Genomic DNA, 20,831 nt, shown 5'->3' on the forward strand with positions numbered 1-20,831 from the left:
GGACGCCGCTAGCCTCTGCGACATGCCCGCCCGTATCACCGACCCCGAACAGCTCAAGGAGCTCCTCGGCATCCCGTTCACCCCGGAACAGACGGACTGCATCACCGCGGAGCCGGCCCCGCAGGTGATCGTGGCCGGAGCGGGTTCGGGCAAGACCACGGTGATGGCGGCACGCGTGGTGTGGCTGGTCGGCACCGGGCAGGTCGCCCCCGAGCAGGTCCTCGGCCTGACGTTCACCAACAAGGCGGCGGGCGAACTCGCCGAACGCGTGCGCAAGGCGCTCGTCAGGGCGGGTGTCACCGACCCGGACGTCATCGACCCCGACAACCCGCCGGGTGAGCCGGTCATCTCCACGTACCACGCCTTCGCGGGCCGCCTGCTCACCGACCACGGCCTGCGCATCGGGCTCGAACCGACGTCCCGGCTGCTCGCCGACGCCACCCGCTACCAGCTCGCCGCGCGCGTGCTGCGCGAGGCGCCGGGCCCGTATCCGTCGCTGACCCGCTCCTTCCCGGACCTGGTCGGAGACCTCCTGACCCTCGACTCCGAGCTCTCCGAACACCTCGTACGGGCGGAGGACCTGCGCGCCTACGACGCCGAACTGCTGCGCGCCCTGGAGAGCGCCAGACTCACCAACGCGGATCTGCGCAAGGTCCCCGAGGCCGCCGCCGCCCGGCGTGAACTCGCCGAGCTGGTGGGCCGCTACCGGGCGGCCAAACGCGAGCGCGACCTCCTCGACTTCGGTGACCAGATCGCCCTCTCGGCCACCCTGACCGGCACCCGTCCAGAGGTCGGAGAGATCCTGCGCGACGAGTTCCGGGTGGTCCTGCTGGACGAGTACCAGGACACGTCGGTGGCCCAGCGCATCCTGCTCGCCGGGCTGTTCGGCGGCGGCACAGGGCACCCCGTCACGGCGGTCGGCGACCCCTGCCAGGCGATCTACGGCTGGCGCGGCGCCTCCGTGGCCAACCTCGACGACTTCCCCGAGCACTTCGCGCGCCCCGACGGCCGCCCCGCGACCCGCCAGTCGCTCAGCGAGAACCGGCGCAGCGGCGGCCGCCTCCTCGACCTCGCCAACGGCCTCGCGGAGCCGCTGCGCGCCATGCACGCGGGCGTGGAGGCCCTGCGGCCCGCCCCCGGGGCCGAGCGGGACGGCCTGGTGCGCTGCGCGCTGCTGCGCACCCACGCCGAGGAGATCGGCTGGCTCGCCGACTCGATCGCCCATCTCGTACGCACCGGAAAGGCGCCCGCCGAGATCGCCGTCCTGTGCCGCACCGCCACCGACTTCGCCGAGATCCAGGGCGCGCTCGTCGCCCGTGACATCCCCGTCGAGGTGGTGGGCCTCTCGGGTCTGCTGCACCTGCCCGAGGTGGCCGACCTCGTGGCGGTCTGCGAGGTCCTCCAGGACCCGGGGGCGAACGCCTCCCTCGTCCGGCTGCTCACCGGCCCGCGCTGGCGGATCGGCCCGCGCGATCTCGCCCTCCTCGGGCGCCGCGCACGTCTGCTCGTGTCCCACGCGCGCGTTGGGGCCGACGACGATGCGGACCGCAGGCTCGCCGCGGCCGTCGAGGGGGTCGACCCGGCCGAGGTGATATCGCTCGCCGACGCCCTCGACACGTTCCTGGAGACGCCCATCGAGGCCGCGGGGGACGACGACGGGCTGCCCTTCTCGCCGGACGCGCGCGTGCGCTTCGCGCGGCTCGCCGCCGAGCTGCGCGACCTGCGCCGCTCGCTCGCCGACCCCCTGATGGACGTCCTGCACCGGGTGCTCGCCGTCACCGGACTGGAGGTCGAGCTCTCGGCGTCCCCGCACGCCCTGGCCGCACGCCGCCGCGAGACCCTGTCGAACTTCCTGGACATCGCCGCGTCCTTCGCCTCCGGCGACGGCGAGGCGAGCCTGCTGGCCTTCCTCGGCTTCCTGCGCACCGCCGCGCAGTACGAGAAGGGTCTGGACAACGCCCTGCCCGGCGGCGAGAACACCGTCAAGGTGCTCACCGCGCACAAGTCCAAGGGCCTGGAGTGGGACGTGGTCGTCGTCCCCGGCCTCGTCGACGGCACCTTCCCCAGCGGCCAGGGCCGCGAGAAGTGGACCGCCCAGGGCAAGGTCCTGCCGCACCAGTTGCGCGGTGATGCCGACACGCTGCCCGACATCGAAGCCTGGGACGCCAAGGGCATCAAGGTCTTCCACGAGGCCATGAAGGACCACCAGCACACCGAGGAACTGCGCCTCGGCTATGTCACGTTCACCCGCCCCCGTTCGCTCCTGCTCGGCTCCGGCCACTGGTGGGGCCCCTCCCAGAAACGGCCGCGCGGCCCCTCGGACTTCCTGCACGCCCTTCACGACCACTGCGCCGCCGGACACGGCGAGATCGAGGTCTGGGCGGACGAACCGGCGGAGGACGAGGAGAACCCGGCCCTGCGCGAGGCGGCCGCCGACCACGCCTGGCCGATCCCGCTCGACGACTCGGCCCTCGCCCGGCGTCGCGCGGCGGCGGAGACCGTACTCGCCCACCTGGAGCGGGTCGCGTCTCACGACGGGGCCCACCCCGGGTCCGACGGACCCCGGCGCGCGGCCGCCCACGACCCCGCCTCGTACGACGACCCGGAGTGGCCGCCGCCGTCGGCGGACGACATCCCGCCCCACGACGAGGACGACCTCCCCGAGGACGTGTACGCGTTCTCCGAAGGCGACTTTCCCGCCGATCACTTCCCGGAGGACCATTTCCCGGAGGGCGACCTCACGGAGACCGCCCTGCCCGAAGGCGACGAATCCGACTGGGACTCCTGGACGACGGAACGACCGGGAGACCGCCCGGCCAGCCGGGGGGGCGGCCGACCGATGGTGCCGCACCAGGCCCAGGGGCCGGCCCTCGCCGCCCGCCCGCACTCCCAGGAGACCGTGAGTGAGCCCCTCACGCCCGAAGAGGTCCGCACCCTCGCCTCCTGGGACCGCGATCTGGACGCGCTGACCGGAGAACTCCTGCGCGCCCGCGCGACCGTCACCCACGTACCCCTGCCGGCCTCGCTCACCGCCTCCCAACTGCTGCGTCTGGCCGCCGACCCGGACGGCTTCGCGCAGGAGCTCGCCCGCCCCATGCCCCGGCCCCCGCAGCCCGCCGCACGTCGGGGCACGCGCTTCCACGCCTGGGTGGAGTCCCGCTTCGAAGAGCTGCGGCTGCCGATGCTGGACCCCGAGGAGCTGCCCGGCAGCGAGGCGGAGATCGCCGACGAGCGTGACCTGGAAGCGCTGAAGGACGCCTTCGAACGCACTCCCTACGCGCACCGCACCCCGTACCGCGTCGAGGTGCCCTTCCAGTTCGCGATCGCCGGGCGGGTCGTCCGCGGCCGGATCGACGCCGTCTACAGGAACGGCGACGGCGACGGGGTGACGTACGAGATCGTCGACTGGAAGACCGGCCACGGCCGCACCGCGGATCCGCTCCAGCTCGCGCTGTACCGCCTGGGCTGGGCCGAGCGGCAGGGTGTGCCCCTGGAATCCGTCACGGCCGTGTTCCTGTACGTCCGCGACGGCGAGGTCGTACGACCGGAGGGTCTCCCGGACCGTGCCGCACTGGAGCGACTGCTCACCGAGGACCCGCCGGGTCCACAGGACGGGGCTCCCGGCGAACCGCCGGACGAACACGCCTCTGTGGGCGGATAGGCTCAGGAACATGAGCAAGCCCGTTGACAACGCCGTCAGCACCGTCCGTACGTACATCGAGACCCACCGCGCCGCCTTCCTCGACGACCTCGCGGAGTGGCTGCGCATCCCCTCGGTCTCGGCTCAGCCCGACCACGCCGCGGACGTGGCACACAGCGCCGACTGGCTCGCCGCCAAGCTACGGGAGACCGGCTTCCCGACCAGCGAGGTCTGGCCGACCGCGGGTGCCCCGGCCGTCTTCGCCGAGTGGCCCTCCGAGGACCCGGGCGCACCCACGGTCCTCGTCTACGGACACCACGACGTGCAGCCGGCCGCCCGCGAGGACGGCTGGGACACCGACCCCTTCGAACCGGTGATCCGGGGCAACCGCCTCCACGCGCGCGGCGCCGCCGACGACAAGGGCCAGGTGTTCTTTCACACACTCGGCGTCCGGGCGCACCTCGCCGCCACCGGGCGCACCGCCCCGGCCGTGCACCTCAAGCTGCTGATCGAGGGCGAGGAGGAGTCCGGCTCCCCGCACTTCCGCGACCTCGTCGAAAAGCGGGCGGAGCGGCTCGCAGCCGACGCCGTGATCGTCTCCGACACCGGCATGTGGTCCGAGGACACCCCCACGGTCTGCACCGGCATGCGGGGCCTCGCCGAGTGCGAGATCGTCCTGCACGGGCCCGAGCAGGACATCCACTCCGGGTCCTTCGGCGGCGCCGTGCCCAACCCGGCCACCGCGGCCGCCCGCCTGGTAGCCGCCCTGCACGACGAGCACGCACGCGTGGCCGTACCCGGCTTCTACGAAGGCATCACCGAACTCACCGACCGCGAGCGCGAACTCTTCGCCGAACTGCCCTTCGACGAGGAGCGGTGGCTGCGCACGGCCAGGTCGACGGCCACCCACGGAGAGGCCGGGCACACCACCCTGGAGCGCGTCTGGGCCCGCCCGACCGCCGAGGTCAACGGCATCGGCGGCGGCTACCAGGGCGCCGGCAGCAAGACGATCATTCCGTCCTCGGCCCTGGTGAAGCTCTCCTTCCGGCTGGTCGCCGGGCAGGACCCGGACCACATCGAGAAGGCCGTACGCGACTGGGCGGCCGAGCAGGCAGCCGACGGCATCCGGTATGAGATCACGTTCGGCGCGGCCACCCGCCCGTGCCTGACGCCACTGGACCACCCCGCCCTGCAGTCCGTCGTACGCGCCATGGGCCGCGCCTTCGAGCAGCCGATCCGCTACACCCGAGAGGGCGGCTCCGGACCCGCGGCCGACCTCCAGGAAGTCCTCGGTGCCCCGGTGCTCTTCCTGGGCATCTCCGTTCCCTCCGACGGCTGGCACGCCCCCAACGAGAAGGTCGAACTCGACCTCCTCATGAAGGGCGTCGAAACGACCGCCTACCTGTGGGGCGACCTGGCCGAGAACTGGCGCGACACACCCTGAACAAGCCGATTCACACCCTCAAGAGCGCACCGCACGCCCGTCCTGCTGAACCGCCCGCCGAAATAACCGTTCCACCGGGGGAGTTGGAAGCACCCGTGACCACCTGGACCGACCACAGCGCCGACCGTCCCATCTCGCTCACCGCTCCGACCGGCATCGACCGGGCCGCCCACCACCGGCTCGACGAGGCCTGGCTCGCGGCGGCCTGGAGCCATCCCACGACCCGCGCCTTCGTGGTCTCCGGCGGTCAGGTGCTCATCGACGAGGTGGCCGACGGCACCACCGAACTGCTGATGACGCCCTCCTTCGAGGCCCCGCTCACCGAGGCGCACCGCTACTTCCTGGGCACGGACGACGACGGGGTGAGCTACTTCGCACTCCAGAAGGACGCGCTTCCCGGCCGTATCGACCAGTCCGCCCGCCCGGCGGGCCTGCGCGAGGCCGGTCTCCTGCTGTCCCCCCGCGACGCCGGCCTGATGGTCCACGCGGTCGCCCTGGAGAACTGGCAGCGACTGCACCGCTTCTGCTCCCGCTGCGGCGAGCGCACGGTCATCGCGGCCGCCGGCCACATCCGCCGCTGCCCGGCGTGCGGCGCCGAGCACTACCCGCGCACCGACCCGGCCGTGATCATGGCCGTCACGGACGACGAGGACCGCATCCTGCTCGGCCGCCAGGTGCACTGGCCCGAAGGCCGCTTCTCCACGCTCGCGGGCTTCGTCGAGCCCGGCGAGTCGATCGAGCAGTCCGTACGCCGCGAGGTCTTCGAAGAGGCGGGCGTCACGGTCGGCGCGGTCGACTACGTCGCCAGCCAGCCCTGGCCGTTCCCCTCCAGCCTCATGCTGGGCTTCATGGCCCGTGCCACCTCGTCGGAGATCAACGTCGACGGCGAGGAGATCCACGAAGCCCGCTGGTTCTCCCGGGAAGACCTGAGAGCCGCCTTCGAGTCCGGGGAGGTGGTGCCTCCCTACGGAATCTCGATCGCGGCCCGCCTGATCGAGCTCTGGTACGGCAAGCCCCTGCCGACGCGGGGGAACACCGCCTGACGCCGGTCGGATGTCGATCCTCTCCTTGACCTGTGCAAGCGAAGGGATCGTGGGCGCCGAAGACCCGTGCGAGCGAAGGGATCGTGAGCGCCGAACCGTCCGGGAAGAGAAAGGCGGGCGCGATCCGTGTCGCCTGCCCCGGCGCAGCCGTGACCATCTCGACGACGTCCCGGCACACCCCTGGCAGCGGTTCGCCGACAGCCCCTGACGCCAGTGCGGCGCCAGGGGCGATCCGGCCCCGCCTCGAGCTCCCGGGCGCCCCGGCGGTGAGGGCGGACGGCACCAGCCAGGCGCCGCCCCGCCCCGGGGCCTGCCGTACGGGCGCGGGGACACCATGGGCGCCCGTCGCACCGCCGACGCCTGCACCTGTTTCCCGTTGCCCGCTCCGTCCGGAACACCCGGGGGCGCCTTGGCGCCTCCCGAGGCGCCGCGTGCCTGCGGCCGCACGGCAGCCCCAACCCCGCGGGCCGGCGGGCGTTGCCCGGCGGTTCACCCGGTAGTCACTCCGTGCGCAGCGCCGTGGCCGTGCGGGCCCTGGCAGCCCAGCCCGCCGGAAGCAGCGCGCCCAGCATGGCGATCACGATCCCGGCCAGCGCCAGCAGCGCCAGCTGTGGAGCGTCGTAGACATCGAGGACCGACGGGGGCAGATCGGTGCCCGCCGCGTGCCCCATCACCGGCAGCACGAAGCCGTGCAGCGCGAACCCGCCCGGCACGCCGATCAGTCCGCCGAGCAGGCCGATCCCGGCCACCGAGGCGAGCACGAGGCTCACGGTCTGCCGCGGTGACATGCCGAGCGCCTTGCAGACACCCAGGTCGTGAACGCGTTCCCGGGTTTCGAGGACGACGGAGTTGAGCACGCCGAGGCTCGCCACGGAGACCAGCATCAGGGTGAGCAGCACCGCCATCGCGTCCAAGATGATGATCATGTTCTCCTGCTCCGAGGCCGAGTTGGCGAAGGCCTGGGCGCCCAGCGGCTTCAACGCCGCGGAGAGCTTGCGGGCGTACGTGCCGGGGGAGACGCCCGGCTTCACCTCGATGTAGAAGACCTGCGGTTCGGCGGCGGCGAAGTCGGCGATGTCCGCGTGGATGTGCAGGCCGTCGTCCGACGTGTCGAAGGCCTCGCCGACGATCCGAAGGGTTTCCGTGTCCTTCTCGAGGGTGACCCGCACGGTGTCGCCGATCCTGGTGCCGGTCCGTTCCAGGAAACGCGTCGACACGACGAGCTGTCCCGCGCCGGAGAGCCAGTGCCCGGAGAGCATCTCGTAGCTGCCGGAGCTCGAATCGCCCTGGTAGAGGCTGGCCTGGACCGAGCCGGTGATCCCGGCCACCGTGACGTCGTCCTGGCTCAGGCCGTAGTACGTGGCGGTACCCGCCTGCGCCTTGATGGCGGCGCGGACCTTCGCCGGGTCGGCGGACGGCGGCGCGCCATGGGCCTTGGAACGAGGCCCGCTGTCCTGGGCGGCCGGTCCGCCGCTGACAGCCGTGACCGTGGCGCGGTCCTCGGGATCGGATGCCCTGCCGACCGCGTTCAGGGACTGCGTCAGCCCCACCGCGAAGGTCGTCGCGACCGTGCCGAAAGCGACTGCCAGCAGCAGCGCGGCCGTACGGACCGGATGCGCGAAGGGGCTCGCGAGGCCATAGGTCACCGGCCGCGGCAGCGGCAGCCGCCCCGCCGCCCGATGCGCCCACTGGCCCCGGCCCGTGCGCGGCGCCCGGCCGACCGCGATGGCCTCGACCGTACGCAGCCGTCCGGCCCGCAGTGCGGGGACGAGCGCCGCGATCCCGACGATGAGCAGCGCCACGGCGGGTACCACGACGTCCACCCACCAGGCCACGGCGAGCGAGGCCGTGCCGTACACCTGCTCGGTGTCCTCCAGCAGCGGTACGGCCAGCAGATTGCCCAGCACGACCCCCAGCGCGATGCCGACACCGGCCGGGATCAGCGCCTGGGCCACATAGGCGCGTACCACCTCACGCGGGGTGAAGCCGATGGCCTTGAGGATGCCGATCCGGCGCAGGCTCGTGCCGACCGCGCCACTGACCACACTGCCGACGATGATCACCGACATGACGATGCCGAGCAGGCCGAAGGCGATCAGGAACGGGATGGTCGCCGCCGCGCCCTGATCGGCGGCGTGCTTGGTGTCCAGATAGGACTGCGCTCCCAGCAGCGCCCCGGACGGCACCGCCGCGGCGAGCTTCTTCCGGTCGGCGGTGATCTGCCCCTTCGTACCGGCCGAGTCGAAGCGGTAGAGCATCTGACTCGTGACCGGGCTGTCCTTCGACGCCAGCCCACGGACCTGTGCGGGGAGTGCCCAGGCGTCGGCGGTCCGGCTCGCCGACAGGGCGAATCCGACGACGGTGAGGGTCCGGCTGTTCGCGGCCTCCGAAGCCTTCAGGGTGGAGCCGGTCTTGAGGAAGGGTCCGGCGAACGTCGAGGAGAGCACGATCTCGCCGGGCTTCCGCGCCCACCGGCCGGACTTCAGGGTCAGATGGTCGACGGCACCGCCCGGATCGGACCGCCCGACCAGGGTCAGCCCCGGCAGATGCCCGCCGTGACCGTCCACCGGGTGGATGGTCGTGATGGGGTACGGCCCGGCGCTCGCCGTGACTCCGTCCAGCTGCCGGGTGGCCTCGAGCCGCGCCGCACCGGCCTTGGCCGGATCGAACTGCACGGTCAGATGCGCACCGTGCTGGGCGGCGAAGGCGTGGTCGAAGGGCGCGTTCGTCGCGACCATGAGGGATCCGGCGACGACGGCCGAGGCCACGGCCATCATCGTGGCCACGGCGATCACCACCGTCTGCACCCGGCGCCGGCCCACCCCGGAACGTACGATCCGGCCGAGCGCGCCCGTGCCCCAGCGGCTCATCGGGCGGCCTCCGCGTGCGTGTCGAGGGCCAGGTGACCGTCGACCAGATGAATCGTGCGGCTCGCGCAGGCCTCCGCCAGCGGCAGGTCGTGGGTGACCAGCACGATGGTCTGCCCGCCGCGGTGCAGATCCAGCAGCAGCTCCCGTACGTCGTGGCCCGAGGCGGTGTCGAGCGCGCCGGTCGGCTCGTCGGCGAGCAGCAGCGCGGGCCGGTTGACCAACGCCCGGGCGACCGCGACCCGCTGGCGTTCGCCGCCGGACAGCCTGCCGGGGTAGGCGCGGGCGTGCCTGGTGATGCCGAGCACCTCCATGAGCTCACCGGCGCGGGCCGCCGCCTTGCGCCGCGGGGTCCCGGTGAGCTGGGCGGGGAGCTGGATGTTGTCTTCGACGGTGAGGTCGTCGAGCAGATTGAAGAACTGGAAGACCATGCCGATCTGCGCCCGGCGGAACTTGGCCAGGGCGTGCTCGCTCAGCTGGTCGATCCGCTGCCCGGCCACGGTCACGGCTCCCTCGGTCGGCTTGTCCAGACCGGTGACGAGGTTCAGGAGCGTGGATTTGCCGCTGCCCGAAGGGCCCGTCACGGCGAGCGCCTCGCCCTCTTCGACGGTGAGCGTGAGCGGTCCGAGCGCGGGCGCGTCGGCGCTGTCGTACCGCTTGGTCACGCCCTCCAGTTGGATCACCTGGGTCATGTGGAGTGTCCGTCCTTCAGGGTCGGGAGGGGACTTGTGCCGACTGTCGGCTCAGTGAACGTAGGAGCGGTCCCGTTCCGGACGCGTCGGCCGCAGCACCGACATCGGGCCCTTCTCGCGGAGGATCCGTCCACGGGGTCATCCCTGCGATGTACGCCTCGAGGACAGCGGGCCTGCTCACGCAGGCGGACGCGGGTCCGGGCGCAAGGGCCGCACACTGAGCTGATGGAGACGGTGGACCGGCGCGGATGGCGTCAGCAACTGCGTGACGCGCTACGCCCGGAGGCGAAGCCGGCCGCGCTGTCGCGCCGGGCGGTGCGCGCCGACGTGGTGCTGGCGGTCGTGCTCACCGTCGTCGCGCTGATCGTCGCGACGCGGTACCCCGACAGCGGGCCCGTCCAGATGCGGCAGGACGTGTCGGTCGGGCCCCAGGTGCCTCCGGCGCCCAGGATCCCCGGGGTGCCCTTCGACGGCCAGGTCCGGGAGGAAGAACCGTCGTCGATGATCTGGGTGCTCGTCGTACTGTCGGCGCTGCCGCTGGCCTACCGGCGCCGGTATCCGCTGATCGCGTTCGCGGTGGTGACGGGCGCGACGCTGGCCATGGTCGACGACGCCACCTGGATCAATGTGGTGACCTGCGTAATCGGCGCCTACAGCGCAGTCATGCACAGCCGCCACCGGATACGGGCGATGGCCGGCATGGTCCTCGCCGCCGTGCTGGCCGGCCTCGCGTTCAAGGACACGGAACCCATCCTGCCGGGCTGGTCGAGTCCGGCCGTCGTGCTGCTGATCGCCGGGGTGCTGGCCGGCCTGGTCCGGATCTGGCGGCGACAGCTGGCGGCGAGCAGGGACCGCTACACGCAGTTGCAGCAGGCCCAGGAGCAGGCGACGCGCAGGGCCGTCCAGGAGGAGCGTTCCAGGATCGCCGCCGAGCTTGCACGACGTCGTGACCCACAATGTGAGCGTGATGGTGATCCAGGCGGGCGCGGCGCGCAAAGTGATGGACACGGCGCCCGAGCGGTCGAAGGAGGCGCTGCTCACGGTCGAGGCCGGCGGCCGGGCCGCCATGGCCGAACTGCGCCACGTCATGGGCCTGCTCGCGGCCCCGGACCACGAGCGCCCCGACAGCCTGGAGCCCCAGCCCGGGCTCGGGCAGCTGGACGCCCTGGTCGAGCGGGTGCGCGCCGCTGGGACACCGGTGCGCGTTGCGGTTTCGCTGCCGCCCGACCCGCTGCCGTCCGGCGTGGACCTCACGGCGTACCGGGTCGTCCAGGAGGCGCTGACCAACACGATCAAGCATGCGCCCGGCGCCGAAACCTCCGTCATGATCGGTTACGCCGGGGACTGTCTGGAGATCGAGGTCATGGACACCGGCGGAGCGCGGGACGCCGTGCCGGTGGCGGGCAACGGCCGCGGCCTCATCGGGCTGCGCGAGCGGCTGGCGGTGTACCACGGCGAGCTGACGTCCGGGCCGACGCTCGTCGGCGGCTACCGGATCAACGCTCGCATCCCTTGGCGGACCGTATGAGCCGGCCGGCCCTGCGCGCTGTCATTGCCGACGACCAGGCCCTGGTGCGTACGGGCTTCGGGATGATCCTCGCCGCCGACGGGATCGAGGTGACGGCCGAGGCGGCCGACGGAGCCGAGGCGGTCGCCGCAGTCCGGCGAACCCGGCCCGACGTCGTCCTCATGGACATCCGGATGCCGCAGATGGACGGCATCGAGGCGACCCGGCGGATCCTCGCCGACTGCGGCCCGGACGGCACCAGAGTGATCATTCTGACCACGTACGACCTCGATCACTATGTCTATGCCGCACTCACCGCGGGCGCCAGCGGCTTCCTGCTCAAAGACGTCACCCCCGAGCATCTGGTGGCCGCCGTACGACTGGTGCAGTCCGGCGACGCCCTGCTCGCGCCCACGATCACCCGCCGGCTGATCGAGCGCTTCGCCCCCCGCGACGAGGTGCAGGCCACCATCCTGCACCGCGACCTGTCCGGACTGACGCCGCGCGAGCTGGAGGTGCTCCGGCTGCTTGCGACGGGTCTCAGCAACGCCGAGCTTGCCGAGCGGCTGTTCCTCAGCCCGACCACGGTCAAGACGCATATCAGCCGCATCCTGTCGAAGCTGGATCTCCGCGACCGCGTCCAGGCCGTCGTCCTCGCGTACGAGGCGGGGTTGATCTCCCCGGGGGGCGGTGCCTAGACCGTTCGTGTACCCAGGCGCGTGACGGCCGGGTCCGGGTCGGCCGGAGACGTGATCGACCGGCTGCGTCAGGGGGCTGCCGGCCCTACCCTCCGCACAGCCGCACAGCCGCACAGCCGCACAGCCGCACAGCCGCACAGCCGCACAGCCGCACACAGCGTCGCCCCCTCCGGTGACCTCGACCGGAGGGGGCGTGGCGCGCGGGAGCGTCAGACCGCGAGAGCCTGCTTCACCTGGGCCAGGCTCGGGTTCGTCATGACGATGTTCTCGCCACCGCTGGAGGGAACCACCAGCACCGTCGGAACCGTCTGGTTCCCGCCGTTCGCCTTCTCGACGAACGCCGCGGACTGCGGGTCCTGCTCGATGTTGATCTCGTTGTACGCGATGCCCTCACGGTCCATCTGGCTCTTGAGCCGACGGCAGTAACCGCACCACGTGGTGCTGTACATCGTCACAGTGCCCTGCATGTCCATTGGCTCCTTCACGGCTTCGGGTGCGTGGTCGCTGCAAGTGGAACGCAGGTCACCCGGTCGCCATTCCCGTGGGGGGTATCAGGGGCGCCCGCCGAGACGTGATCCTCGCCGCCCTGCCCTGCCCTGCCCTGCCATGCCATGCCATGCCCTGCAGGGCACTGGCCTGTCCTGGCCTGCACCGTAGACGCGACGGGCGCGGCAGGGGAGGGGAGGGGCGTGACGCTCGGGGCATGGCCGAGATGCGACCCCGGTGTGCGCGGCGGACGTGACGCTTGCCGCATTCGTACGACTGCAGGCGCCTCCCTGTGGACAACCGGCTCACCCGTCTCCTCCGACCTGGCAGCATGGCGGGGTGACAGCAGCAACGCACTCCACCCTCTTCCCGCAGGTTCCGGACACGGCCGACGCGGTGCTCGACGGGCTCGACCCCGAGCAGCGCGAGGTCGCCACCGCCCTGCACGGTCCGGTGTGCGTGCTGGCGGGCGCCGGTACGGGCAAGACGCGGGCGATCACCCACCGCATCGCCTACGGGGTGCGCGCGGGGATCCTCCAGCCCTCCAGCGTGCTCGCGGTCACCTTCACCAACCGGGCCGCGGGTGAGATGCGGGGCCGGCTGCGCCAGCTCGGCGCCGGCGGAGTCCAGGCCCGCACCTTCCACTCCGCCGCGCTGCGCCAGCTCCAGTACTTCTGGCCGAAAGCGGTCGGTGGCAGCCTGCCCCGGCTCGTGGACCGCAAGATCCAGCTCGTCGCGGACGCGGCGGCGGCCTGCCGCATCCGCCTCGACCGAGGGGAGCTGCGGGACGTCACCGGCGAGATCGAGTGGTGCAAGGTCACCCAGACCATCCCCGCCGACTACGCCGCGGCCGCCGCCCGTGCCGGCCGCGAGGCCCCCCGGAACCCGGCCGAGACCGCCAAGATCTACTCGGCGTACGAGGACCTCAAGCGCGACCGCGCGGTCATCGACTTCGAGGACGTCCTGCTGCTGACGGTCGCCATCCTGCAGGACCGGCACGACATCGCCGAGCAGGTCCGCTCCCAGTACCAGCACTTCGTGGTCGACGAGTACCAGGACGTCAGCCCGTTGCAGCAACGCCTTCTGGAGCTGTGGCTCGGCGAGCGGGACAGCCTCTGCGTGGTCGGTGACGCCAGCCAGACGATCTACTCGTTCACCGGTGCAACCCCCGACCACCTTCTCGACTTCCGCACCCGCCATCCCGGAGCCACCGTCGTCAAGCTCGTCCGCGACTACCGCTCTTCGCCCCAGGTCGTCCATCTCGCCAACGGCCTCCTCTCCCAGGCCCGCGGCCGGGCCGCCGAGCACCGCCTCGAACTGATCTCCCAGCGGCCCCCGGGCGCCGAGCCCGTCTACGCCGAGTACACGGACGAGCCCGCCGAGGCCGAGGGCGCCGCCCGCCGCATCCGCGACCTCATCGCCTCGGGCGTCCCCGCCGGTGAGATCGCGATTCTCTTCCGCACGAACTCCCAGTCCGAGATCTACGAACAGGCCCTCGCCGACGCCGGTGTGCCCTACCAGCTGCGCGGCGCCGAGCGGTTCTTCGACCGCCCCGAGGTGCGCAAGGCGGGCGCGGCCCTGCGCGCCGCAGCCCGGTTCGGCGGCAACGACTCGCTGCTCGACGACGTGATCGACCTGCCCTCGCAGGTCCGAGCGGTGCTCTCGGGCGAGGGCTGGACCAGCAATCCCCCGGCCGGCTCCGGCGCCGTCAGAGAGCGCTGGGAGTCGCTGGCCGCCCTGGTGCACCTCGCGCAGGACTTTGCGACCGCCAAGCCCGGCGCGACGCTCGGCGATCTGGTGGCCGAGCTCGACGAACGTGCCGGCGCCCAGCACGCCCCGACCGTGCAGGGCGTCACCCTCGCCTCCCTGCACTCCGCCAAGGGGCTGGAGTGGGATGTCGTCTTCCTGGTCGGTGTGGCCGAGGGCATGATGCCGATCACCTACGCAAAGACCGATGAACAGATCGAGGAGGAGCGCCGCCTCCTCTACGTCGGTGTCACCCGCGCCAGAGAGCATCTCTTCGTCTCCTGGGCGCTCGCCCGCTCGCCCGGCGGCCGCGCGGGCCGACGCCCCAGCCGGTTCCTCGACGGGCTGCGTCCCGGTTCCGTCGCCACGGCGGGCCGTGGCGGTGGCGGCGCCTCGGGAGGCATCGAGCGCGGCGCCGGAAGCAGCGGCGTCACCGCCGTACGGCGTACGAGCCGGAGCCCCGCGCGCTGCCGGGTCTGCGGCCGTACCCTCACCGACGCCGGTGAGATGAAGCTGATGCGCTGCGAGGGCTGCCCCTCCGACATGGACGAGGGTCTCTACGAGCGGCTGCGCGAGTGGCGGGCGGTGCAGGCGCAGCGCAGCGGGCAGCCCGCGTTCTGCGTCTTCACCGACAAGACGCTGATGGCGATCGCGGAGACCGCGCCCGACGACGAGGGCGAGCTCGCCCGTATCCCCGGGGTCGGTGTGCGCAAACTCAACCGCTTCGGAGCCGACGTTCTGGCCATCTGCGCAGGTCGAGAGGTCGCAGGGGACGGTGAGGGCGACTGATTGAAACTCGTCGAGAAAATAGTTTGCGCATGCCCCAGCAATCCCCATAGGTTCTTAACCACGGCAGCAGCGGCCTTCTCCAAGGCCCTGGTTCCGTGCTGTACTTAATAACCGTCGGACCGGCTCGCACCGGTCCCCCAAGACGCCGAGAGGAGGCGATTCCAGTGATCAGCATCAACACCAGCTTCATCAACACCGTGAAAATGACCGATCGCTCGGTCGTCGTCTCCACACGCATGCTCGGCGTCTCGAACCTGGGCACCGGTCTGTCCGGCATTCCTGCCGTCCGGTCGGCGTCCTCCGTGTCTCTCGCGGGTCTTCCCGTCAGCGAGCGCAATGAGCGACCGACCCAGGCACTGGAAGCGACAGTAGCGGCAGAAGCACATGCCTATGCCTTTGCGGCAACCGGTGCCGGATCCCTGAAGCAGACGCAGCAGCACCACACGATGTGGGCCTTCCGTGGGCCTGAACCCTGGAGTGATCCAGCCTGATTCACGATCAGGCCGGCGCCTTCAGGGCCGCGGAACCCCACCCGGGATCCGCGGCCCTTCTGTTTGTCCCCGACCGGGGACGGCAGAGCGAAGGGGCCTCGGGACAAGAAAAGAACCCGGTACCAGCCGCCAACCGGCCAACCCGGCCGGCACGACCAGACGAGGAAGACGAACCGTGCAACTCGAAGCGCACGCCCCGTCCGTACCGCCTTCCGAAACGATCCCCCCGCCCGGCCTCACGGAGGACTCCACCTTGATCCCGCTCACTGCGCTCACCGCGCTCGACGACGCCATCGAGAACCTCGGCGTACCCGTCCCCTGCCGCTCCTACGACCCGGAGGTCTTCTTCGCCGAGTCGCCGGCCGACGTCGAGTACGCCAAGTCGCTCTGCCGTACCTGCCCGCTGATGGAGGCCTGCCTCGCCGGCGCCAAGGAGCGGCGTGAGCCCTGGGGCGTCTGGGGTGGCGAGCTCTTCGTCCAGGGTGTTGTCGTGGCCCGCAAGCGGCCGCGTGGCCGCCCGCGCAAGAACCCGGTTGCGGCATGAACATCCGAGGAACGATCGACCGCCCCCTGACGCACGACCCCAAGAAACAGGCCCCGATGACGCCGTCCACGAGCGAGCCCGCAGGCTCCGCGACCCCAGACTTCACCACCACCGGCGCGAACGACTCGCGTCAGAACAGGACCCGAGAGATGCAACTCATCCCAGAAGCCTTGGCTCGTGCGCATATGCACGAGCGACTGCATCAGGCTGAGCGGGAACGCCGGGCCGTGCGCCTGGCCACCGCTCGCCGCATGCAGCGCAGGGCCGAGCGCGCTTCGATGCGAGCCCGGCGCGCGCTGGCCATGGCGGTCATGCAGTAATCGACGCACGTCGTCGTAGCAGCCGTTGCAGTCGCAGCAGTCGCAGGAACTGAATCTGGCGGGGGTCGGTCCGAACGGACCGGCCCCCGTGGTGCGTTGTACCGGGCGAACCGCCGATCGCGGCGATATCGTCGTCCGAGTGACGAGTCTTCCCGAAGACAGTGACAGCACCGGCTCCACACCGAGGTCCGAAGCGGGCGACACCCCGAAGATCGTGTGCGCCCGCTGCGGCACACCGGCTCCCGGCCCTCGGCCGATGTGGACCTGTTCCGTCGAGAACGGCACCCGCCGCTACTTCTGCGACAACTGCGCCCGCGGCAACCTCAGAGCGATCGAGGGCCGCCTCGACTCGGCCTGGTGGTAGGACCCGGTTCGGCAGAGGCCGGGGCGTCACCCGGTTCGACAGCCGGCGCCGCGTCCCCCGATTCGGCGCTGCCGGCCCACATCCCGGATTGACGACTGCCCAGCCCGAGGGCCGCGCCGGCTCACGCCTCGGCGGCCGACACCTCTTCGCCCAACTCCTCGTCCTCCAGCTCCTCCTCCGGCACGAACCCCGGCAGCCATGCCTCCAGTTCGTCGCGCAGGCGGACCGTCGCGCCGAGCTGGCACAGGACACCTATCGTGCTCAGCGTCACCCGATGTATGAGGAGGTACGCAGGCGGCAGGTTCAACTGCCTGCCCAACTGGTGGGCGGGGGAGCGCGGGTCGGCGATGCGGGCGGCCTGGCTGCGCATCCAGCCTCGGGTGAAGGTGAACTCGTCCGCTTCGGCCGGTTCGATGATCGGCAGCAGGTAGTCCAGGACCGCGTCGGGTTCGAGGTCTATCGACTCCTTGACGAATCCCTCCTCGCAGAGCAGTTCATAGACCGCCTCGGCGTCACCGTCCAGCGTCATGCGGAGGGAATCTCCGATCGGCTGGGGCAGGCCGCCGGGAAGCCGGTCCACCGTGCCGAAGTCCAGGACACCCAGACGCCAGCCGCTCTTCTCGTCCGGCAGGAGACGGAAGTTGCCCGGGTGCGGATCGGCGTGCAGCAGGCCCGTGCGGGCGGGGCCCGAGAAGAGGAAGCGGGCCAGCAACTGGCCGGCACGGTCCCGCTGCTCCTGCGTGCCGCCGGTGATCACCTCCGACAGGGGAACCCCGTCGATCCACTCGGTCACCAGCACCTGCTCGCACTGATGGACCACCGCCGGCACCAGGACGTCCGGGTCGCCCGCGAACTCCTCGGCGTGCGCTGCCTGCGCCTGCGCCTCCAGACCATAGTCGAGCTCCTCGGAGACCCGGTCGCGCAGCTCCGTGATCAGCGGCTTGATGTCCATGCCGGGGATCAGGGGGCCCAGGAGCCGGGCGAATCGGCCGAGTTGGGTCAGGTCGGACAGCAGGGCCTCACCCGCGCCCGGATACTGCACCTTGACGGCGACCTCACGGCCGTCGTGCCACACCGCCCGGTGCACCTGGCCGATCGAGGCCGCCGCGGACGGCTTGTCCTCGAACTCCACGAACAGCTCGGACCAGTCCGCGCCGAGCCGCTCCTCCAGCACGGAGTGGACCGTGCGCGTCGGCATGGGAGGTGCCGCCTCCTGGAGCTTCGTCAGTGCCGCCCGATAGGGACCCGCGACCTCCTCCGGCAGCGCCGACTCGAATACGGACAGCGCCTGCCCGAACTTCATCGCACCGCCTTTCAGCTCGCCCAGGACGCGGAAGAGCTGCTCGGCCGTGCGCTGCTGAAGCTCGCGGGCCACGATCTCCGCGGACTTCCCGCCGATCCGCTTCCCGAGTCCCCAGGTCGCACGCCCGGCGAAGCCGAGCGGCAGCGCGGCCAGTTTGGCAGTACGGGTGACTGCCTTCCGGGGAAGATCAGACATGCGCCCTCCAGGTCCCAGCAAGCCGTGCCGCGTGCGGCTGTTGCCCTGCCATTGTCTCGTGCGCTTCGCCGTCCTCGGGGGTCCGCCCACCTTTTGTTTTCTCCGCGGCGCCGCAGAAGCAGGCGGGATGCGCCCAGACCGGCGTCGCATGCCAGTCGCATCCGGGGAGCGATGCCTCCCAGCGGGCCCCCGCGCCGGCGGGCGGATCTCCGTCCAGGAAGGCGAGCGCGTGGCTCGCGGCGAGTCCGGCGACCGCCGCGGCCAGGGCGAGGTCGCAAGCGGCCACCCGGCGCTGCTGCCCGGAGCGCCACTGCGCGACCAGGCGTGGCCAGGTCGGATCCCGGTCGGTGCGCCGCTGGTCCAGACAGCCCGCGCAGCCGGTGTCGCCCGGCAGGACCAAGGGGCCCACGACCCCGGTCGCCTCGACTACCCCCGCGTAGAGGTGGGGTGTCCCCGAGGCGATCAGGCTCTCGGCCGACGCGGGGTCCGGCGCGTGGACGGCGAGACCGTCCCGGGGAGCGAGGATCACGAGGGACAGCCCACGTGTCTCTTCCCCCTCTCTTTCCTTGGCGGTGGCGCGGGGCGGACGGTCCGGCGCGGCTCGGCGCACCGCCCGCCGGGCGGCGTCCTCCCGGCGCTCGCCGATGGATTCGACGGGAAGTCCGCCGGGCGCCACGTCCCACGGCTCGACGCGACCCAGGTCACGCACCTCGACCTCGCCCACACCGGCGCCCGTGAGCAGCGCTGCCAGGACGACCCCCACCCGGCCGGCGCCCCGCACCTGCACGCGCAGGCAGCGGCGGGCGGCCAGGCGTTTGACGGCCCCGCCCGGCTCGGAGGCGACGAGGGAGAGGGAGGCGAGGTCGGATCGCAGGCGGTCCATGACCTCCTTCCTCTCGCGCAACGCGTCCGCGGCCGGGCCGCCTCCGGTCGTGTCGTCCAGCAGGCCCGAGCGGGCCAGCCGGTCCACCAGCCCGTCGACATGGCCGTCGGGCAGCCCCATCTCACGTCCCTGCTCGCGCAACAGCGGCATTCCGCGTGTCCCGTCGAGCAGTTCGAGGAAGCTGCCTGTCGCCGTGTCCATCGGGCCCAGCACCATCGCGTGCGCCGGTGCCATTCCGAACTGCACGGTGTTGAGATCCCGCCAACCGCGCCGCAGAGCGGGCTTCACGATCGGATGCATGACCTACCCCCGTAGACCCGTAGTACGTCCCCGTATGTCCGCGGTGCACTCCCGCAGCGCGGACCGAATGCCAGCATGCCCGTCCCCGCCGGGCCCCGCCGAAAGTTGTCCACAGGTGGCACCGTTCGTCATACAAATCAAACGCGCAGAGCGCGGATCGGCATCGAACCGTCCCGGGGGCGGGACTTCCCCCAGGTGCAGCAGGTAACGTCGGGGCGTGCCCGCCGACCCACTGCACAGCGCCGCAACTTCACAGCGCAGCACGACGAGCCCGCCGCCGAGCGGTTCGGGGGCGAGCGCGATCGAGGTCCGCAGGAGTGCCCGACGGCGCAGAACGGTCTCCGCGTACCGCGAGGGCGATCGCACCGTCGTGCTCATCCCCGCCCGCATGTCCGAGGCGGAGGAACAGCGCTGGGTGACCGTCATGCTCGACAAACTGGCCGCCCAGGAAAGCAAACGGGTGCTCGGCGACACCGAGCTGGCCGAACGGGCCGAGCGGCTGTCGGCCCATTACTTCGACGGTCGCGCGCGGCCCTCCTCGGTGCGCTGGGTCACCAACCAGAACACCCGCTGGGGCTCCTGCACCCCCGCCGAGGGCAGCATCCGCCTGTCGCACCGGCTGCAGGGCATGCCCGAGTACGTCGTCGACTATGTCCTCCTCCACGAACTCGCCCATCTGCTGGTACCCGGCCACGGGCCGCGCTTCTGGCGGCTCCTGGAGGCCTATCCGCGTACCGAGCGCGCTCGCGGCTATCTCGAAGGCGTCGTCGCAGCCGACCGGCTTCCCCACCTTCCGGCAGCCCGCGAGGAGTAGGGGCGGTCCGGTCCCTCCGCGAGAGTGATTCTGTACCGGGTCTGTACCGGCTTCGTCCACTTCCGGACTTTGCCGTTAGCCTGACGCGACGCACTCGCATTCGGGATGGGGGACGGTCGTTACGCATGGCCAGGGAATTCCAACGCGGCCACAAGGCCAAGATCAGTGACCTCACCGCGGGCACCGATCTGTACGTAGGTGTGCAGATCACCGGCCCCGGACTCACCTTCGACATCAGCTGCTTCGGCCTGGACGCCGACGAACGGCTCTCGGACGACCGGTACTTCATCTTCTTCAACCAGCCGAAGTCCCCCGAGGAGTCAATCCAGCTGCTCGGCGCGCAGTCGGGTGACACGGAGTCCTTCCGGGTCACCCTCGACCGGATCCCGGCGCGGATCCAGAAGCTGTCCTTCACGGCGACGGTCGACGGCGCCGGACAGATGTCGCAGATAGCTCCTGGATACCTCCGCGTCGTCGCCGGCGGTGAGGAAGTGGCCCGGTACGCGTTCAGCGGTGCCGAATTCTCCACCGAACGTGCCGTGATGCTGGGCGACTTCTACCTCAAGGACGTCTGGCGGTTCGCCGCCGTGGGGCAGGGCTTCGACGGCGGCCTCGACGCGCTGCTGAAGAATTTCGGCGGCGAGGTCGCCGAGGAGGAGCCGGCCGCCCCGCAGCCGCAGTCCGGCGCCACACCGTCCTTCGCCC

The 20,831-nt window shown here is 71.6% G+C and carries 17 protein-coding genes; 12 read left to right on the forward strand and 5 right to left on the reverse strand.

What is annotated here, in order from left to right:
• Window positions 1-22: 22 nt before the first annotated feature.
• The 3 genes from N4G66_RS03485 (at window position 23) to nudC (ending at window position 6,127) form a co-directional block, all read left to right on the forward strand.
• Window positions 23-3,661, forward strand: a complete 3,639-nt coding sequence (locus N4G66_RS03485) for a UvrD-helicase domain-containing protein (RefSeq protein ID WP_261702413.1) — start codon at window positions 23-25, stop codon at window positions 3,659-3,661.
• Between the two features lie 10 nt (window positions 3,662-3,671).
• Window positions 3,672-5,084 carry a dipeptidase gene (locus tag N4G66_RS03490; RefSeq protein ID WP_261702414.1) on the forward strand — a complete coding sequence of 471 codons (1,413 nt, stop codon included), beginning with the start codon at window positions 3,672-3,674 and terminating at the stop codon, window positions 5,082-5,084.
• Window positions 5,085-5,179: 95 nt separating this feature from the next.
• Window positions 5,180-6,127, forward strand: a complete 948-nt coding sequence (nudC, locus tag N4G66_RS03495) for an NAD(+) diphosphatase (RefSeq protein WP_261702415.1) — start codon at window positions 5,180-5,182, stop codon at window positions 6,125-6,127.
• 500 nt (window positions 6,128-6,627) lie between these two features.
• On the opposite strand, the gene N4G66_RS03500 is transcribed toward nudC, so the two are convergent.
• Together N4G66_RS03500 and N4G66_RS03505 are read right to left on the reverse strand one after the other, a co-directional pair.
• On the reverse strand, window positions 6,628-8,997 hold the full coding sequence (locus N4G66_RS03500) for an ABC transporter permease (protein WP_261702416.1): 2,370 nt from the start codon (window positions 8,995-8,997) through the stop codon (window positions 6,628-6,630).
• Window positions 8,994-9,686 carry an ABC transporter ATP-binding protein gene (locus tag N4G66_RS03505; RefSeq protein ID WP_261702417.1) on the reverse strand — a complete coding sequence of 231 codons (693 nt, stop codon included), beginning with the start codon at window positions 9,684-9,686 and terminating at the stop codon, window positions 8,994-8,996. Before N4G66_RS03505 ends, N4G66_RS03500 begins: the two co-directional genes overlap by 4 nt.
• Before the next feature lie 934 nt (window positions 9,687-10,620).
• On the opposite strand from N4G66_RS03505, the gene N4G66_RS03510 reads away from it, so the two are divergent.
• Together N4G66_RS03510 and N4G66_RS03515 are read left to right on the forward strand one after the other, a co-directional pair.
• Window positions 10,621-11,214 (forward strand): sensor histidine kinase, encoded by a 594-nt coding sequence (locus N4G66_RS03510; RefSeq protein ID WP_261702418.1) that lies wholly within the window; start codon window positions 10,621-10,623, stop codon window positions 11,212-11,214.
• Complete coding sequence (locus tag N4G66_RS03515; RefSeq protein ID WP_261702419.1) at window positions 11,211-11,891, forward strand: response regulator; 681 nt, start codon at window positions 11,211-11,213, stop codon at window positions 11,889-11,891. Before N4G66_RS03510 ends, N4G66_RS03515 begins: the two co-directional genes overlap by 4 nt.
• A 209-nt stretch (window positions 11,892-12,100) precedes the next feature.
• On the opposite strand, the gene N4G66_RS03520 is transcribed toward N4G66_RS03515, so the two are convergent.
• Window positions 12,101-12,358 carry a mycoredoxin gene (locus N4G66_RS03520; protein WP_261702420.1) on the reverse strand — a complete coding sequence of 86 codons (258 nt, stop codon included), beginning with the start codon at window positions 12,356-12,358 and terminating at the stop codon, window positions 12,101-12,103.
• Window positions 12,359-12,716: 358 nt separating this feature from the next.
• On the opposite strand from N4G66_RS03520, the gene N4G66_RS03525 reads away from it, so the two are divergent.
• The 5 genes from N4G66_RS03525 to N4G66_RS03545 all read left to right on the forward strand — a co-directional run bounded on the left by N4G66_RS03525 (window position 12,717) and on the right by N4G66_RS03545 (window position 16,631).
• Complete coding sequence (locus tag N4G66_RS03525) at window positions 12,717-14,912, forward strand: ATP-dependent DNA helicase UvrD2 (RefSeq protein WP_261702421.1); 2,196 nt, start codon at window positions 12,717-12,719, stop codon at window positions 14,910-14,912.
• Between the two features lie 164 nt (window positions 14,913-15,076).
• A complete protein-coding gene (locus N4G66_RS03530; protein WP_261702422.1) occupies window positions 15,077-15,403 on the forward strand; it encodes a hypothetical protein in 327 nt (108 codons plus the stop codon).
• Between the two features lie 175 nt (window positions 15,404-15,578).
• Window positions 15,579-15,947, forward strand: coding sequence for a WhiB family transcriptional regulator (locus N4G66_RS03535; RefSeq protein ID WP_028802016.1), 369 nt, complete (start codon window positions 15,579-15,581; stop codon window positions 15,945-15,947).
• Entirely contained in the window at window positions 15,944-16,267 is a 324-nt protein-coding gene (locus N4G66_RS03540; protein ID WP_261702423.1) for a hypothetical protein, read from the forward strand. Before N4G66_RS03535 ends, N4G66_RS03540 begins: the two co-directional genes overlap by 4 nt.
• A 139-nt stretch (window positions 16,268-16,406) precedes the next feature.
• Window positions 16,407-16,631, forward strand: a complete 225-nt coding sequence (locus N4G66_RS03545; RefSeq protein ID WP_261702424.1) for a hypothetical protein — start codon at window positions 16,407-16,409, stop codon at window positions 16,629-16,631.
• A gap of 121 nt (window positions 16,632-16,752) precedes the next feature.
• Here N4G66_RS03545 and N4G66_RS03550 read toward each other — a convergent pair whose 3' ends face one another.
• Entirely contained in the window at window positions 16,753-18,129 is a 1,377-nt protein-coding gene (locus N4G66_RS03550) for an ABC1 kinase family protein (RefSeq protein WP_261702425.1), read from the reverse strand.
• On the reverse strand, window positions 18,122-19,312 hold the full coding sequence (locus tag N4G66_RS03555) for a TOMM precursor leader peptide-binding protein (protein WP_261702426.1): 1,191 nt from the start codon (window positions 19,310-19,312) through the stop codon (window positions 18,122-18,124). Before N4G66_RS03555 ends, N4G66_RS03550 begins: the two co-directional genes overlap by 8 nt.
• Window positions 19,313-19,529: 217 nt before the next feature.
• Between N4G66_RS03555 and N4G66_RS03560 the strand changes: the two genes are divergently transcribed.
• Together N4G66_RS03560 and N4G66_RS03565 are read left to right on the forward strand one after the other, a co-directional pair.
• The gene (locus tag N4G66_RS03560) at window positions 19,530-20,126 is read left to right on the forward strand and encodes a M48 metallopeptidase family protein (RefSeq protein WP_261702427.1); all 597 of its coding nucleotides are present in this window, start codon (window positions 19,530-19,532) and stop codon (window positions 20,124-20,126) included.
• A gap of 125 nt (window positions 20,127-20,251) precedes the next feature.
• The coding region (locus N4G66_RS03565; protein ID WP_261702428.1) for a TerD family protein at window positions 20,252-20,831 on the forward strand (580 nt) is incomplete at its 3' end.

Source organism: Streptomyces rhizosphaerihabitans, assembly GCF_025399795.1.
Taxonomy (GTDB): Bacteria; Actinomycetota; Actinomycetes; order Streptomycetales; family Streptomycetaceae; genus Streptomyces; species Streptomyces rhizosphaerihabitans.